At 62.4% G+C, this 14,424-nt stretch carries 15 protein-coding genes; 11 read left to right on the top strand and 4 right to left on the bottom strand.

What is annotated here, in order from left to right:
• Nucleotides 1–248 precede the first annotated feature (248 nt).
• The 8 genes from nhaC (at nt 249) to LJ655_RS15375 (ending at nt 7,846) form a co-directional block, all read left to right on the top strand.
• Nucleotides 249–1,751 carry a Na+/H+ antiporter NhaC gene (nhaC, locus tag LJ655_RS15410; RefSeq protein ID WP_230562110.1) on the top strand — a complete coding sequence of 501 codons (1,503 nt, stop codon included), beginning with the start codon at nt 249–251 and terminating at the stop codon, nt 1,749–1,751.
• Nucleotides 1,752–1,881: 130 nt separating this feature from the next.
• Nucleotides 1,882–2,358 carry a carboxypeptidase-like regulatory domain-containing protein gene (locus LJ655_RS15405; RefSeq protein ID WP_230562109.1) on the top strand — a complete coding sequence of 159 codons (477 nt, stop codon included), beginning with the start codon at nt 1,882–1,884 and terminating at the stop codon, nt 2,356–2,358.
• A gap of 173 nt (nt 2,359–2,531) precedes the next feature.
• Nucleotides 2,532–4,067, top strand: coding sequence for an MltF family protein (locus tag LJ655_RS15400; RefSeq protein WP_230562241.1), 1,536 nt, complete (start codon nt 2,532–2,534; stop codon nt 4,065–4,067).
• A complete protein-coding gene (locus tag LJ655_RS15395) occupies nt 4,064–4,216 on the top strand; it encodes a hypothetical protein (RefSeq protein WP_230562108.1) in 153 nt (50 codons plus the stop codon). Before LJ655_RS15400 ends, LJ655_RS15395 begins: the two co-directional genes overlap by 4 nt.
• An 11-nt stretch (nt 4,217–4,227) precedes the next feature.
• On the top strand, nt 4,228–5,574 hold the full coding sequence (locus LJ655_RS15390; RefSeq protein WP_230562107.1) for an NAD(P)/FAD-dependent oxidoreductase: 1,347 nt from the start codon (nt 4,228–4,230) through the stop codon (nt 5,572–5,574).
• Nucleotides 5,575–5,683: 109 nt separating this feature from the next.
• Nucleotides 5,684–5,968 carry a type II toxin-antitoxin system Phd/YefM family antitoxin gene (locus LJ655_RS15385; RefSeq protein WP_230562106.1) on the top strand — a complete coding sequence of 95 codons (285 nt, stop codon included), beginning with the start codon at nt 5,684–5,686 and terminating at the stop codon, nt 5,966–5,968.
• A complete protein-coding gene (locus LJ655_RS15380; RefSeq protein WP_230562105.1) occupies nt 5,968–6,309 on the top strand; it encodes a type II toxin-antitoxin system RelE/ParE family toxin in 342 nt (113 codons plus the stop codon). The genes LJ655_RS15385 and LJ655_RS15380 overlap by 1 nt, the downstream gene beginning before the upstream one ends.
• A 298-nt stretch (nt 6,310–6,607) precedes the next feature.
• A complete protein-coding gene (locus LJ655_RS15375; RefSeq protein WP_230562104.1) occupies nt 6,608–7,846 on the top strand; it encodes an MFS transporter in 1,239 nt (412 codons plus the stop codon).
• 9 nt (nt 7,847–7,855) lie between these two features.
• Here LJ655_RS15375 and LJ655_RS15370 read toward each other — a convergent pair whose 3' ends face one another.
• The 3 genes from LJ655_RS15370 to LJ655_RS15360 form a co-directional block, all read right to left on the bottom strand.
• The gene (locus LJ655_RS15370) at nt 7,856–8,194 is read right to left on the bottom strand and encodes a ribbon-helix-helix domain-containing protein (RefSeq protein ID WP_230562103.1); all 339 of its coding nucleotides are present in this window, start codon (nt 8,192–8,194) and stop codon (nt 7,856–7,858) included.
• A gap of 54 nt (nt 8,195–8,248) precedes the next feature.
• On the bottom strand, nt 8,249–8,827 hold the full coding sequence (locus tag LJ655_RS15365) for a DJ-1/PfpI family protein (protein WP_230562102.1): 579 nt from the start codon (nt 8,825–8,827) through the stop codon (nt 8,249–8,251).
• Between the two features lie 224 nt (nt 8,828–9,051).
• Nucleotides 9,052–9,537, bottom strand: a complete 486-nt coding sequence (locus LJ655_RS15360; RefSeq protein WP_230562101.1) for a MarR family winged helix-turn-helix transcriptional regulator — start codon at nt 9,535–9,537, stop codon at nt 9,052–9,054.
• Nucleotides 9,538–9,656: 119 nt separating this feature from the next.
• On the opposite strand from LJ655_RS15360, the gene mhpT reads away from it, so the two are divergent.
• Nucleotides 9,657–10,886, top strand: a complete 1,230-nt coding sequence (mhpT, locus tag LJ655_RS15355; RefSeq protein ID WP_230562100.1) for a 3-(3-hydroxy-phenyl)propionate transporter MhpT — start codon at nt 9,657–9,659, stop codon at nt 10,884–10,886.
• A gap of 68 nt (nt 10,887–10,954) precedes the next feature.
• On the opposite strand, the gene LJ655_RS15350 is transcribed toward mhpT, so the two are convergent.
• Nucleotides 10,955–11,842, bottom strand: coding sequence for an amidohydrolase family protein (locus LJ655_RS15350; protein ID WP_230562099.1), 888 nt, complete (start codon nt 11,840–11,842; stop codon nt 10,955–10,957).
• A 235-nt stretch (nt 11,843–12,077) separates the two neighbouring features.
• On the opposite strand from LJ655_RS15350, the gene LJ655_RS15345 reads away from it, so the two are divergent.
• Both LJ655_RS15345 and LJ655_RS15340 read left to right on the top strand, forming a co-directional pair.
• Nucleotides 12,078–12,905 carry a p-hydroxycinnamoyl CoA hydratase/lyase gene (locus LJ655_RS15345; RefSeq protein WP_230562098.1) on the top strand — a complete coding sequence of 276 codons (828 nt, stop codon included), beginning with the start codon at nt 12,078–12,080 and terminating at the stop codon, nt 12,903–12,905.
• Nucleotides 12,906–12,944: 39 nt separating this feature from the next.
• Entirely contained in the window at nt 12,945–14,396 is a 1,452-nt protein-coding gene (locus LJ655_RS15340; protein WP_230562097.1) for an aldehyde dehydrogenase, read from the top strand.
• The last annotated feature ends 28 nt before the right edge of the window (nt 14,397–14,424 follow it).

Raw genomic sequence — 14,424 nt, 5'->3', positions numbered from 1 at the left:
ATGCGTATACGCATCCATCGCCGCGAATGCTATGCGCATTATTTCGCCGGCAATCGTCGCAGCGCTTCGCGCCCCGCATTTCGACTCCACTTGTTCCTCTGCTAGCGCCGACTCGGGCGCGTCTTCACGCAGCAATGATTCTTTCCTATGCTTGAAGGAATGGCGGGCCCGCCCGGACCGCCATCGCCGCGTCGTACGGTTGTGTATGGCAACGTTGGGACTACCGGACAAACAAACGGAGCATGGCGATGAAGCGGCGCGATTCACCTCAGCCGGTCACGATGTTCGAAGCACTGATTCCGATTGCCGGTCTCATCCTGCTCGTCGGTCTGTCCTTCTACCTGTTCGGCGATGGTGGCGCGAACGGTCCGAACCAGGTGGCGCTCGTCGTGGCGACCATGCTGGCCGTATTTGTCGGCTGGCGTCGTGGTCATTCGCTCGCGTCGCTGGGCGAGGCCGCGAATGCAAGTGTCAGTTCCGGTATCGGCGCGATTCTCATCCTGTTCGCAGTCGGCGCGCTGATCGGCACGTGGGCGCTCTGCGGCACGATCGTCGCCATGGTCTATTACGGGCTGAAATTGCTTAGCCCGGACTACTTTTACGTTACGGCGTGCGCAATCTGCGCGCTGATCTCGTTCGCCATCGGGACGTCGTGGACGGTCGCGGGCACGATCGGAATCGGCCTGATGGGCATTGCGCAGAGCATGGGTCTGAGCCCGGCCATCACGGCCGGTGCAGTGATTTCCGGCGCGTATTTCGGCGACAAGTCTTCGCCGCTCTCGGACACCGCGAATCTTGCGGCCGCTGCCGCGGGTGTCGATCTGTATCAACACGTGCGCGAGACGCTGCTGACATCACTTGTCGCGATCGTCATCACGCTGGCCGTGTTTTATCTGCTGGGCCGCCCGGGCGACTTCGATGCGAGTGCCGAGGTTGCCGCAATGCGGAGCGCATTCTACATATCACCTGTGTTGTTCCTGCCGCTCATTGTTGTCGTCGTGCTGACGCTGTTCCGGCTGCCTCCATTTACCACCATCTTTCTTGGCGCACTGGCGGGTGGCGCGGTTGCCGTTTTCGTCGAGCCACAGCGAGTCATTGCATTTGCCGCAGCACGAGAGGGCGTGCCGATTCCGATTGCGATGCTCAAAGGCGTATGGCTTGCGCTTGGGAGCGGCTACAAGTCCACGACTGGAAATCCAGTGCTTGATACGCTCCTCACTCGCGGCGGGATGGACAGCATGTTGAATACCATCTGGCTGATCATCACGGCACTGGCATTCGGCGGGGTGGTCGAGAAGTGCGGCGCGATCGAACGCCTCATTACCCCGGTCGTTGATTGGGCCAAGAGCGGTGGGGCGCTGGTCGGCTCCCTGGTGCTGGCGACCATCGCGACGAACGTTGTTACGGCGGACCAGTTCATCGCAGCCGTGCTGCCGGCCCGGATGTTCAAAAATGCATTCGCGGCACGCGGTTACGCACCCATCGTGTTATCGCGTTCCGTTGGTGATTCGGCCACGACCACAGGCGCGCTGATCCCCTGGAACAGTTGCGGGGCGTTTATGGCAGTGACGCTTGGCGTGCCGACGCTCAGCTACGCCCCCTTTGCTGTATTTTGTGTGGTAAGTCCGCTGCTGACGGTTGCGATCGCCTACGCGGGTATCCGCATGCCACGCGTCCCCCCGGCGCAAACCGAGGCTTCAACGGGAGGTGGACCGCCAACGCCGGTTCATGGAGGTTCCAAACCAAATTGACGTGTCTTGTCTCTCAGTCGTCGGCTTGGGAGCGCGATGCGTTTCCGGCCTATCGCAAGGCTTTTTCCGTCCGACGGTCCGGGCACGCAGGTTCGCCCAAAGTCGGCAATTACTGTAAGGAGCAGTCACGATGGAAATGAAACGCAACGCTCCCCGGATCGCGTCGACCCTGCTTGCCGCGGCGTTCGTGCTCGCTCAGGCAGGCGGCGCAGTGGCGCAGACCGCCGCTCCACAGGCCGCCAGCCCGATCCATACGACCGGCATGCCACCGACCCAACAGGAAGGCGACATAACGTTCGTCACGGGCGGAGTCGGTCACGACGAGTGGACTGCTATGCGGCAGGCACGCAGGCAGTGGCCGCTGTCGCTGCAGTTCACCGGTCCCAACGCGAACTATGTGGCCGACGTCCAGGTGCAGATTGCCAAAGCTGGCGGCGCGACCGTGCTTGATACCACGTCGAAGGGGCCGTACCTGTTCGTGCGGCTGCCTCCAGGGCGCTATACGGTCACCGCCACCTATAGCGGCGAGACCAGAAAGGAGACCGTGCACGTCCGCGGTAACGGCAGCGCGCGCGCGACGTTGGCGTTTTCAGCCGGCGCCCACTGAGCGCGGTTCCCGGCGCCGCGTCGAAGGGCGCGCGCCGGGTTCATTGGGTAGCACTGGACGACAAACGTCAGTCGTCTCTCACATCCGCCTCGCCTCCGCCCACGTGCGCATCTCCTGTGTCGCGACAGCTGAGTGCCAGATCGAACGCGGGTGTAGCGGCTGGATTTTTTATGATGCGCATCATTCAAACGTTGCTGTTCATCGCGGCGTTCTGCTCAGGCATGGCCGTCAACCCCTCGGCGTGCCTGGCCGCTCCAGGTGCCGCGGCGCAACCGGCCGCCTCGCCGGCCCTCCCGGCATCCCCCGCTACCGCTGCGTCGGCTCCCGGCGCGCGCCGTATCGATCTGGTCAATCAACCGTGGACGGGCGACTTCGACGCGATGCTCGACCGCCGTCTGATTCGTGTACTGGTTCCCTACAGTCGAACGCTCTATACCAATGACCAAGGACACGAGCGTGGGCTGACTGCCGGACTCGTGCGGGACTTCGAGCGCTATGTGAACAAGAAATACCGATCAACACTCGACGAGCGTCCTCTCACCGTGGTCATTATTCCCACGACTCGCGACCAGTTGCTCGCGGGGCTCGCAGCGGGCAAAGGCGACATCGCGGCGGGCAATCTGACGGTCACCGAGACGCGCCTGAAGCAGGTCGACTTCGTGGCACCGCGTGACCGCAAACCCGTACGCGAGGTGGTCGTTACCGGTCCCAAGTCGCCAGCCCTCGCGAAGCTCGACGATCTCAGCGGCAAGGCGGTCCATGTGCGACCCAGCAGCAGCTATTACGAGAGCCTGAACGCGCTCAACGCGCGTTTTCGCAAGGAGGGCAAAGCCCCGGTGAAGCTCGTGCGGCTGCCCGATGCACTCGAGGACGAGGACGCCATGGAGATGCTCAATGTCGGGCTGCTCCAGATCCTTGTCGTAGACGACTGGAAGGCAAAGATATGGGCGCAGATACTGCCTGGAATCGTCGTGCACAACGACATGGCGGTGCGTGACGCAGGCTATACCGGATGGGCAATCCGTTTGAAGAGCCCCAGACTCCAGGAGGCGATCAGCGACTTCTACCTGAATTACATGAAGAAGCAGAGCGTCGCGGAAGTCCGTCTCCAGCAGGAAATGAAGCGCATCAAGCAGATCTCCAACAATGCGGAGTCAGCGCAGCTGAAACGGTTCAGGGCGACAATCGCGCTGTTCGAAAAATACGGCGCACAGTACCAGTTCGATCCACTGTTGCTTGCGGCACAGGGCTATCAGGAGTCCCAGCTAGACCAGAATGCGCGCAGTCACGTCGGTGCGATCGGGATCATGCAGCTCATGCCGGCCACGGGCAAGGAACTCGCGGTCGGCGATATTCGTGTGGCGGAAGCCAATATCCACGCTGGGGCGAAGTATCTCGACGTCCTGATGTCCCGCTATTTTCCGGATGCACACTTCTCTGATAGGGACCGCTCGCTTTTCGCATTCGCGAGCTACAACGCGGGACCCGCAAACATCGCCAGGATGCGCAAGGAAGCGGCGGCGCGCGGTCTCGATCCCGACAAGTGGTTCAACAACGTCGAGATCGTAGTCGCCGAGAAAATCGGCATCGAACCCACGACGTACGTGCGCAACGTATTCAAGTATTACGTGGCCTACCGGCTCGTGCAGGAGGCCGCGGCAACGCGTGAGCGCGCGATCGGGCAAATGCGCAAGCAGGGCGGAACGTGATGGGCAGTCGCGACGAATCTTCTACGAATGCACACTTCCTCGGTATGGTGCTGCGCCTTCAGGCACGCAACGCGGCACCGTGCCGTGTCGCGGGCCTCGTCACCGAGGAGGTATTGAGCTGGCCTGCGGCGGACGCGGGCGCGCTGTGACGGAGCGGCGCATGGTTCATTCGATCAAAGAGTTTCTCAACGATCTGCGCACGGACTTCAACGCAGCACCGACCTGCTACAGAGACAGTGCCGGCGGCTTTGATACCAGCCTATCCTGCCCGGCGTCCGTGGACGTTGCGGTGGTGGGTGGAGGGTTGCTCGGTTTGTCAACGGCACTGGAAATTGCTACGGCCGGCCGCACGGTCGCGGTTCTCGAAGCGGGCACGATCGGCAGCGGGCAATCTATGCGTAGCGGTGGCCAACTGTGGCCCGGATTTGAAATCTCGCTTTCGGCACTGGTCGAGATGTTTGGTGAAACGACCGCGGCCGATGCATGGCGTCGTGTGCACGACGCGCTCGGCACTGTGCATCGGCGTGCCGCGACAGCCGGCGGTTGTGAATTCCGCCCCGGCCTGCTGGTCGTCAGCAAATCGGACTCGCAAGCCAGATGGATTGAAAAGGAAGCGCGGCTGCTCGAGCGCCTCGGAATCGGCTGGGGCGCCTATGTCGGCACCGGCGATTTGCGCGCAAAGCATATCAATTCTCCGCTCTACACGAGCGCGCTCTATTTCCGCGGCGATGACACCGGACCGCAGTACGGCCACCTTAATCCACGGTCTTTCACGTCCGCCGTCGCTCGGCTGGCTGGCGCCGCAGGCGCAATCCTCTGCGAGCAATGCCGGGTCACCGGCCTGAACCGCGAGCCGGCCGGGGGATACCGCTTGCAAACCAACTCCGGCAGCGTGAAGGCCGCGCAAGTCGTGATCGCCACCGGAATCGGGGGGATCCGCGGCGCGGGCCTGCCGCGCGCCTTTGTGCCCGTGCAGACGCTGATTCTCTGCACGCGCCCGATCAGCGCTGAACTTGCCGGCGAGCTGATACCGGGCGGCGCGTGCTTCTGCGACGCGTCCGGCATAGCGATGAACTATGGACGGCTGATCGAAGCAGGCGACGGCAGCGGTCGATTCCGGGTCGCGTTCGGCGGCGCGGACGCGCTTGCCCAGTTCCAGCTGGCGCTGAATGTCGTTCGTATACGGCGGGAAATCGGTGCGGTCTTTCCCCAACTGGCCGGAATCGAGGTCGAGTCGGCATGGGGCGGACAATGTGACCTGAGCCGCAGCGGCGTGCCCATGCTGCTCACCCCCGAAGCGGGCCTGTACTGTGCCGCTGGTTTCTCGGGCCAGGGAATGGTGACCACGACCTTATATGCATCAGCGATAGCGCAGGCGGTGACCGGACGCTCACGCGAAGGTCTCCAAACCTTAGCTGCGCTCAACCCCGCCCCCTATGCGCGCAGCGGTCCGGTGGCGAAGGGGCAGGCCGCGTTCGCCGCATTCAGGTCGGCCCTTTCGGGATAGCGCGGCACCGATGGGTCGACCTTAACGGACGCGAGCGCACTTTGCTACTTGGTGCTAAACCGAATTTAGTCTATATTCAGTCTGAATCGAGTAAAAGGGAGGATCGCTCATGCGCCTAGCCGATCACGTAAAGCCCATCAGCTACCTGAAAAGCGACGCAGCGCAAATCGTCAAGGACCTGACGGCTTCCGGCGAGCCGCTGCTCATCACACAGAATGGTGAAGCCAAGCTCGTCGTTCAGGACGTGCAAAGCTATGAGGACACGCAGCAAACACTAGCTTTGCTCAAGATTCTCGCCTTGGGTCAGAAGAACATCGAACAGGGGAAGTTCAAGGATGCGGATGAGTTTCTCGCGGAACTCGACGACCTTGACCGAAAGGAACAGACTGGCTGATGGCGCCGACGAAGTTCAAGCTCCTGATTCTCGACGAGGCGCAAGAAGATACAAAGCATCTGCGCCGGTACATCCTCAGGAGCTTCGGTGCCGAGACGTGGAAGCAAACATCCACACAGCTGGCCGCCACATTTGGAAACGTCAGGCAGTTCCCACAAAGCGGTTGCATTCCAGCAGAGCTTGCGGATTTTGGCGGCCTGAACTTCCGGGAAGCGTTGAGCGGTCAGAACCGGGTTATCTACGAGGTGCGCGGCGACACGATTTACATTCACGTCGTCACCGACACGCGCCGCGATCTGCGCACGCTTCTTCAGAAGAGGCTATTGCGTGCCCGCCTGTAAAGAAGGGCGTCCGGAGCATTCTGGCGTCGCGGTTGCGGATCATACGTCCGTGCCGTCGGACGCTTGCTCACTTGCCGGACTGCGCGACGTCCGCAGCGGTAAGCGGCGCGATCTTGCACTGCACCTTCTTGCCGCGCTGGTCCCGCAACTCGAAGCTGCGCAGCTCGATGCGCGCATTCGGTCCGCACGCGCATTGTTCAGCCGCGCTAGCTAGTCTTTTCAGGAGGCGATGCTTTTTCCGAGGCGAGACCCCAGCTAACGTGTGATACTTCCACCCCGCGTCGGCTTCGTCTTCCTCATGCAAATCGATACCCCTTCAATACCTCCCTCCCTGGAAGGCGATTCAACGTCCGCCGGTCAATGGCTATCCGTCATTGCGGTAGCGGTAAGCGCTTTCGCGTTCGTGACGGCCGAGTTCTTGCCTGTCGGATTGTTGCCGCAGATCGCGCACGATCTTGGCGTGTCGACCGGTGTCGCCGGTCTGATGGTCACCACGCCTGGCGTCATGGCGGCGGTATTGGCGCCGACGCTCATCGTGAGCGCGGGCCGCATGGATCGCCGGTACGTTTTTCTGCTTCTCACGGCCGTACTGCTGATCGCCAACGTCGTATGCGCTGTCGCACCGAACCTTGCCGTCATGCTGGCAGGGCGGGCATTGCTCGGCGGCGCGTTGGGCGGTTTCTGGACTCTCGCGACGGCGGCTGCACCGCGACTCGTGCAGACGAAGGACGCTGCAAAAGCGACCGCGACCATTCTGACCGGTGTGACCTGTGCAACCGTGATCGGTGTGCCGCTCGGGACGTTCATCGCGTCGCTCGCGTCGTGGCGGATGGCGTTCGCGGCCACTGCGGGTCTGGTGTCGCTCGCCTTATTGGCGCAGGCGTTCCTCGTGCCATCGTTGCCGTCGGCATCGGCGTTGCGGATCGCCGACTTCAGAACACTGCTTGGCCGGCCGCATACGAGGTTGAGCATGGCGATGGTCGCGCTCGTCTTTGGAGCGCATTTCTCGACCTACACGTACATCGCTCCGCTGCTCGAGCACGACTTCTCGTTGCGTGCCATTACGCTGTTGCTGTTCGGATTCGGTCTCATCGGCTTCTTCTCTAATGCGTTGACGTCGATGGTGATTTCGGACCATCTAAAGAAGTCTGTCGCCGCGATGGTCGTGTTGCTATTGGGCGCGATGTCCTCGATGTTGCTGCTGGAACACTCGCGGATCGGCGAGACTGCGGGGCTGCTGCTTTGGGGCATCGCATTCGGAGCGCTCCCGCTTTGCTTCAGCGTATGGATCCAGCGCGGCACGGCCGACCTGCCCGAAGCAGGGTCGGCCATGTTCGTCAGCATTATTCAGGTGGCGATTGCCGTGGGTTCGGCGTTGGGAGGAACGATTGTCGATCGGGATGGTGTCCGCGCCGACTTTACGCTGGGACTTGGATTCGCGCTGCTAGGCCTCGTGATACTGCAACGGCTTGCCGTGCTGGAGCGGCCGGCCACGCCGTCTTCTCTCGAGTGCGCATGCGACCCGTCGGCTGACTGACGCAATCCCTCACACGGCCGTCTTCACGACTCTGGGTTGAAACGGGGCATTGAGTTGCACGTCGCCGGCGGCGTCGGTGCGTGCAGCGCTTGTCGACAGATAGCGCAGACAGCACACGCGCAAAAACGATGCGAAATTCAACGGCTCTTCGCCGCGCAACGCGAACAGTTCGTCGTGGAGCTTCACCGCAAACTGGGTCGTTGTCATGTTCTCGCGGTTGGCGATTTCCCGGAGCACATCCCAGAAGAGATTTTCGAGCCTGACCGTGGTCACGGCGCCATGAATGCGCAGAGCGCGCGTGCGCGACTCATAGAGGATCGGATCGGCGTTGACATAGACATTGCACATTCGATTACCCTCCTTCATCAAGTGATGACGTCGCGGGGCGCGCCTCGCGTCTCTTCAATGCGTGATGCGCGTGCCTAGCAAGGCGAGGAACTGAGCGAGCCAGTTCACGTGCGAGGTCCACGCGGGCGCGGTGACGAAGTTCTGGTCGGTGATCGCGTCAGGCCAGTCGAGCGCGACGTACTGCGCGCCCGCGAGCTTGACTTCGGGCGCGCAGGCCGGATACGCCGAAATGCGCCGGCCTTCGATCACGCCCGCCGCCGCCAGCAGTTGCGCGCCGTGGCAGACGGCGGCAATCGGTTTTTTCGTTTCGGCGAAATGGCGCACGAATGCGATCACCTTGTCGTTGAGCCGCAGATATTCGGGTGCGCGACCGCCGGGCACGAGCAGCGCGTCGTAGGCCGCGGGATCCACCGACGCGAAGTCGGCGTTCAGCGTGAAGTTGTGGCCGCGCTTTTCCGTGTAGGTCTGATCGCCTTCGAAGTCGTGGATCGCGGTGCGAATCGTGTCGCCCGCGCGCTTGTCAGGCGCAACGACGTCCACCTTATGTCCGACCGCACCAAGTGCCTGGAACGGCACCATCAGCTCATAGTCTTCGACAAAATCGCCTGCGATGATAAGAATCCGCTTGGACATGTTTCGTTACCTCTCGAATCGGGTGGGGAACGGCGAGGCGGACGCGCTATTGCTTCATGCGCAAGATGGCGCCGCTGTGAAGCACTATAACGGGCCACGTGGTGAGGGAGGTAATACGCGGCTAAATGCCGACCAGGGATTTCACTGAGCTTCCACGCGCACGCGACGATGCCGCACAAGCCGTTCGCGATCAGCGAACGCCGCCAACGCGGCGCAAGGTCCGCTCAGGCGCGCAGATTGGACACACATCGCTGCAGCACCTTGCGCAGCGTATCGACCGGGATTTCGGTCATTCCTTCCAGCATGGACGCCTCGAGCGCGTCGATCGCCGCATCGCACTCCTTCAATACGCGACGCCCTTCGTCGGTCAGAAACAGATGAATCAGACGACCGTGGGTAGGGTGCCCAGCGCGTCCAACCCAACCGTTCGCTTCCATTGTTTTGACGACCTCGTTGGCCGACTGCGGTGTGATGAACGAACGTTCAGCGAGTTTTGCGTTGGTCATGGCGCCGCTGGCGCTGATGACGGAGAGCGCGGTGAACTGAGGCAAGGTCAAGCCGAATTCGCCGAGAACATCGATAAGACTGCGTTTGAGCAATCGATCCAACTGGCCGACGACATAGGAAACGCGGGCAGGTGGCGCAGCTGCTTTGGTTGAACCGGCCTGTTTGGCAAGGGGCGTTCGCCGCTTCTCCGTTGTCTTGCTCATTCTTGATTGCCTTAGGTGTTTCTACCAGGCATATCATATTCTACTTTCAATGTCAGGCGTCCTGAGACTAGACTCATCCTCAAACCACTAGCAGTCAAATCAAAGGTGAAGGAGACGTCATGTCTAGCGTTGCTGATCGCTCGAGTGCAGCAAGTTCAAGTACTGCACTAACGTTGGCGCTGTGCTTTCTCGTCGCGGTACTGGAGGGCGTCGACCTTCAGTCCACCGGCGTTGCGGCGCCTCGAATGTCCCATGAATTCGGCCTGTCGGTCAGCCAGTTAGGGTTGGCTTTCAGCGCGGGCATGTTCGGGCTCTTGCCGGGAGCCATGATCGGAGGAAGACTCGCCGACAGGATCGGCCGCAAGCGCGTCCTGATGATCTCGATGGCGGTATTCGGCATCTTCTCGATTGCGACCGCGCAGGTCTGGAGTTTCGAGAGTCTGCTGATCGCTCGCGTGCTGACGGGCATTGGACTCGGCGGGGCGATGCCGAACCTGATCGCGTTGTCTTCCGAGGCGGTCGATGAACGTCACCGCCACATGGCGGTCAGCGTCATGTATTGCGGCATGCCGCTCGGCGGCGCGCTTGCCGCGATGATCGGCGTGCTGAGCGCGGGTGATACCGCGTGGCGTCATATCTTCTATGTAGGCGGAGCGGGACCGCTGATCATCATTCCTCTGCTGATGACGTTGCTGCCGGAGTCGCGTGAATTCGCAACCGGGTCGCGGGAAGCGACGACAGCGGACAAGCCGCTTCTTTCGACGCGCGAAGTCCTGTTCGGCGAGGGACGCGCCGCGGCGACGATCGGCATCTGGATCAGTTTCCTGTGCACGCTGATCGTTCTTTACTTCCTGCTGAACTGGCTGCCTTCGTTGACCGTGGGGCGCGGCATGAGCCGCTCGCAGGCCGGCATCGCGCAGATTTTCTTCAACGTCGGCAGTGTGATCGGCGTGCTCGGCATCGGTGCGCTGATGGACCGGTTCAGGCAAGCGCTCTGTGCCACGGCAGTCTATGTCTGCATCGTCGGGGCTTTGATCGCGCTTTCTCAAGTCGCCAGCATCGGGACGCTATCCGTTGCCGTGCTGTTTGCCGGCATGGGCGTAGTCGGTGCGCAGTCGATGCTGTATTCGCTGTCCGCCGCCAGCTATCCGACCAGCGTGCGGGGTACGGGTGTCGGCGCCGCGGTGGGGGTGGGACGCGTCGGTTCGATTGTCGGACCCGTTGCGGCCGGGCAACTGCTTTCGATGGGCAAGAGCTCGGCGCTCGTCATCGGCGCGAGCGTGCCGGTGACGATCATCGCGGCGATTGCGGCATTGCTCGTCATCCGCTCGAACGCAGCAAGGCGATAGTCGCCGCTGCGGGATCAGCGTGGCCCGGCGTTCTCGCGCCGGGCCTTTTGTCTTGCGTCGTCCGCCATTTATTGCGCCTGGGCCCGCAGCCCCAGCAACGTGACGGCGTTTTCTTTCAGAACGAGCGGCTTCACTTCGGGCTTGATGGCGAGCGTCTCGAAGTCTTCGAGCCAGCGCTCAGGGCGGATCAGCGGGAAGTCGGACGCGAACAGCACCTTGTTGCGCAATAGCGTATTCGCATACTTGACCAGTTCGGGCGAGAAGTACTTCGGCGACCAGCCCGACAGATCGATATACACGTTCGGCTTGTGCAGCGCGATCGATAGCGCCTGCTCCTGCCACGGCCAGGACGGATGCGCGATCACGATCTTCATGTCGGGAAAGTCGACGGCGACATCGTCGAGGTGGATCGGCTCCGAATACTTGAGGCGCAAGCCGCCGCCTCCGTGCATGCCCGAGCCCATGCCCGAGTGGCCACTGTGAAAAACCGCAGGCAGGCCATGCTCGGCAATCACTTCGTAGAGCGGGTAGGCCATGCGGTCGTTGGCGAAAAAGCCCTGCATCGTGGGGTGAAACTTGAAGCCGCGCACGCCGTGCTCCTCGATCAGCCGCCGCGCTTCGCGCGCCCCGAACTTGCCTTTGTGCGGATCGATACTCGCAAACGCGATCATGATGTCGGGGTTTTTCTGCGCGAAGTCCGCGACCTCCTCGTTCGAAATTCGTCGGCGCCCGATGTTGGATTCGCAATCCACCGTAAACATCACGAAGCCGATCTGGCGTTCCCGATAGTGTTCGATCGTTTCGGCAATGGTGGGGCGGCGCCCTTGTTTGAGGACGGTGCCGAAGTATTTGTCGGCTGCCTCGTCGAATTCTTTGGCAAACAGGTCGGGCGGTTGGCAGCACGACACCTCGGCGTGAACATGGGTGTCGATGGCCTTGAGTTGTTCGATGTTCAAATGCGTCTCCCAGGGGAAAATGAAGCTGAGGGGTCAGGCTGCGCGAAGATTGCGCACGCACGTCGAGCGCAGGTTTCGCAGCATCGGTGGGCGGCAACGTGCTTTCTCGTGGTCGTCGGCATGAGCGTTTAGGGGTTTCTACCGAGGTGTCTACATTGTACTTTACTTATCAGGTCGCCTGATATTAAATTGAGCCTAAGCCGCGAGGGCGGCATTGATCCAAACGGAGATGCAGATGAGTTACGAAGGGCGCTGGAGCACGGTCAAGGTCGCGGTGGAAGGCGGAATCGCCTGGGTCACGTTCAATCGTCCGGACAAGCGCAACGCGATGAGCCCGACGCTGAACAAGGAAATGATCGACGTTCTCGAGACGCTCGAACTCGACGCCGAAGCCCAGGTTCTCGTGTTGACCGGTGAGGGCAGCGCGTGGACGGCCGGCATGGACCTGAAGGAATATTTCCGCGAAGTGGATGCGGGCCCGGACGTGCTGCAGGAGCGCATTCGCCGCGACGCGAGCCGCTGGCAGTGGCAGTTGCTGCGCATGTACTCGAAGCCGACCATCGCGATGGTCAACGGCTGGTGCTTCGGCGGCGGCTTCTCTCCGCTCGTCGCCTGCGATCTCGCGATCGCGGCGGACGAAGCCGTGTTCGGCCTGTCCGAAATCAACTGGGGCATTCCTCCGGGCAACCTCGTGAGCAAGGCGATGGCCGACACTGTCGGCCATCGTGAAGCGCTGTACTACATCATGACGGGCGAAACGTTCACGGGTCCGCAAGCCGCGAAGATGGGCCTCGTGAACAAGAGCGTGCCGCTCGCGCAACTGCGCGAGGAAACGATCGCTCTCGCGGCGAAACTGCTCAACAAGAACCCGGTCGTGCTGCGCAACGCGAAGCACGGTTTCAAGCGCTCGCGCGAACTCACGTGGGAGCAGAACGAAGACTACCTGTACGCGAAGCTCGACCAGGCAAACTATCGCGATCCGGAAGGCGGCCGCGAACAGGGCTTGAAGCAGTTCCTCGACGACAAGAGCATCAAGCCGGGCCTTCAGGCCTACAAGCGCTAAGCGGCGCATTTCAGCGGGACCCAACGAGGAGACGAACACATGCATCAAACGAACCTGTTGATCGGCGGCGCGACCCGTGCCGCGTCGAATGGCAAGACTTTTGAGCGCATCAACCCGGCGACGGGCGCGGTCGCCACCCGTGCCGCCGCGGCCACCGTCGAGGACGCCGATGCGGCCGTCGCTGCCGCGGCGCGCGCCTTCCCGGCATGGGCGGCGCTCACGCCGACCGAACGCCGCAAGCGCCTTCTCACCGCCGCCGACCGCATGGACGCGCGCACGGCCGAATTCATCGCGATCGGTGCGGCCGAAACGGGCGCGATGGCGAACTGGTACGGCTTTAACGTGATGCTCGCGGCCAATATGTTGCGCGAAGCCGCGGCGATGACGACGCAGATCGACGGCGCGGTGATTCCATCGGACGTGCCGGGCAGCCTCGCGATGGCCGTGCGCCAGCCGTGCGGCGTCGTGCTCGGCATGGCGCCGTGGAACGCGCCCGTGATCCTCGCCACGCGAGCGCTCGCCATGCCGCTCGCGTGCGGCAATACGGTCGTGCTCAAGGCATCGGAAGGTTGTCCCGGCGTGCACGCGCTGATCGGCGAAGTGCTCAATGACTCAGGTATTGGCGAGGGCGTCGTCAACGTGCTCACGCATGCGCCGGAAGACGCGCCCGCGATCGTCGAGCGACTGATCGCCAATCCTGCCGTGAAGCGCGTGAATTTCACGGGCTCGACGCGCGTGGGCCGCATCGTCGCCGAAATTTCGGCGCGCCATCTGAAACCCGCGCTGCTCGAACTGGGCGGCAAGGCACCGGTGCTCGTGCTCGACGACGCGGACCTCGACGCCGCCGTGGAAGGCATCGCGTTCGGCGCGTTCTTCAATCAAGGGCAGATCTGCATGTCGACGGAACGCGTGATCGTCGATCGCAAGATCGCCGATGCGTTCGTCGAAAAGCTCGTCGCCAAAGCGCGCACGCTGAAGGCCGGCGACCCGACGCAGCCGGGCTCGATTCTCGGTACGCTGGAAAGCGAGGCGTCGGCGCGGCGCATTCGCGCGCTCGTCGAAGACGCCCGCGAAAAGGGTGCGAAGCTGCCGCTCGGTTGCGAGGTGAACGGCGCGATCATGCAGCCGGTGATCGTCGAGAACGTGACGCGCGAAATGAAGCTCTATGCCGACGAATCGTTCGGTCCGGTGGTGACGGTGCAGCGCGTGGACGGCGACGAAGAAGCGCTGGCGGTCGCGAACGACAGCGAGTACGGCTTGTCGGCCGCCGTGTTCAGCCGCGACATCGCGCGCGCGATGAACGTGGCGAAGCGCATCGAGTCGGGCATCTGCCACATCAACGGCCCGACCGTGCACGACGAAGCGCAGATGCCGTTCGGCGGCGTGAAAGCGAGCGGATATGGACGCTTCGGCAGCAAGGCGTCGATTCCCGAGTTCACCGAGTTGCGCTGGATCACGGTGCAGACGAGCCCGCGTCACTACCCGATCTAGGCGTCGGCTCCCGGCCGCGGCGATGGCG

The organism is Paraburkholderia translucens (genome assembly GCF_020881035.1).
In the GTDB taxonomy this organism is placed as follows: Bacteria; Pseudomonadota; Gammaproteobacteria; order Burkholderiales; family Burkholderiaceae; genus Paraburkholderia; species Paraburkholderia translucens.
Note: the sequence above shows the minus strand (reverse complement) of the source record. Positions and strands in the feature narration are given on the sequence as shown.

Coding starts and splice junctions, on each gene's coding strand:
- nhaC (WP_230562110.1), top strand. CDS start 249: ATGAAGCGGCGCGATTCACCTCAGCCGGTCACGATGTTCGAAGCACTG.
- LJ655_RS15405 (WP_230562109.1), top strand. CDS start 1,882: ATGGAAATGAAACGCAACGCTCCCCGGATCGCGTCGACCCTGCTTGCC.
- LJ655_RS15400 (WP_230562241.1), top strand. CDS start 2,532: ATGCGCATCATTCAAACGTTGCTGTTCATCGCGGCGTTCTGCTCAGGC.
- LJ655_RS15390 (WP_230562107.1), top strand. CDS start 4,228: ATGGTTCATTCGATCAAAGAGTTTCTCAACGATCTGCGCACGGACTTC.
- LJ655_RS15385 (WP_230562106.1), top strand. CDS start 5,684: ATGCGCCTAGCCGATCACGTAAAGCCCATCAGCTACCTGAAAAGCGAC.
- LJ655_RS15380 (WP_230562105.1), top strand. CDS start 5,968: ATGGCGCCGACGAAGTTCAAGCTCCTGATTCTCGACGAGGCGCAAGAA.
- LJ655_RS15375 (WP_230562104.1), top strand. CDS start 6,608: ATGCAAATCGATACCCCTTCAATACCTCCCTCCCTGGAAGGCGATTCA.
- LJ655_RS15370 (WP_230562103.1), bottom strand. CDS start 8,194: ATGTGCAATGTCTATGTCAACGCCGATCCGATCCTCTATGAGTCGCGC.
- LJ655_RS15365 (WP_230562102.1), bottom strand. CDS start 8,827: ATGTCCAAGCGGATTCTTATCATCGCAGGCGATTTTGTCGAAGACTAT.
- LJ655_RS15360 (WP_230562101.1), bottom strand. CDS start 9,537: ATGAGCAAGACAACGGAGAAGCGGCGAACGCCCCTTGCCAAACAGGCC.
- mhpT (WP_230562100.1), top strand. CDS start 9,657: ATGTCTAGCGTTGCTGATCGCTCGAGTGCAGCAAGTTCAAGTACTGCA.
- LJ655_RS15345 (WP_230562098.1), top strand. CDS start 12,078: ATGAGTTACGAAGGGCGCTGGAGCACGGTCAAGGTCGCGGTGGAAGGC.
- LJ655_RS15340 (WP_230562097.1), top strand. CDS start 12,945: ATGCATCAAACGAACCTGTTGATCGGCGGCGCGACCCGTGCCGCGTCG.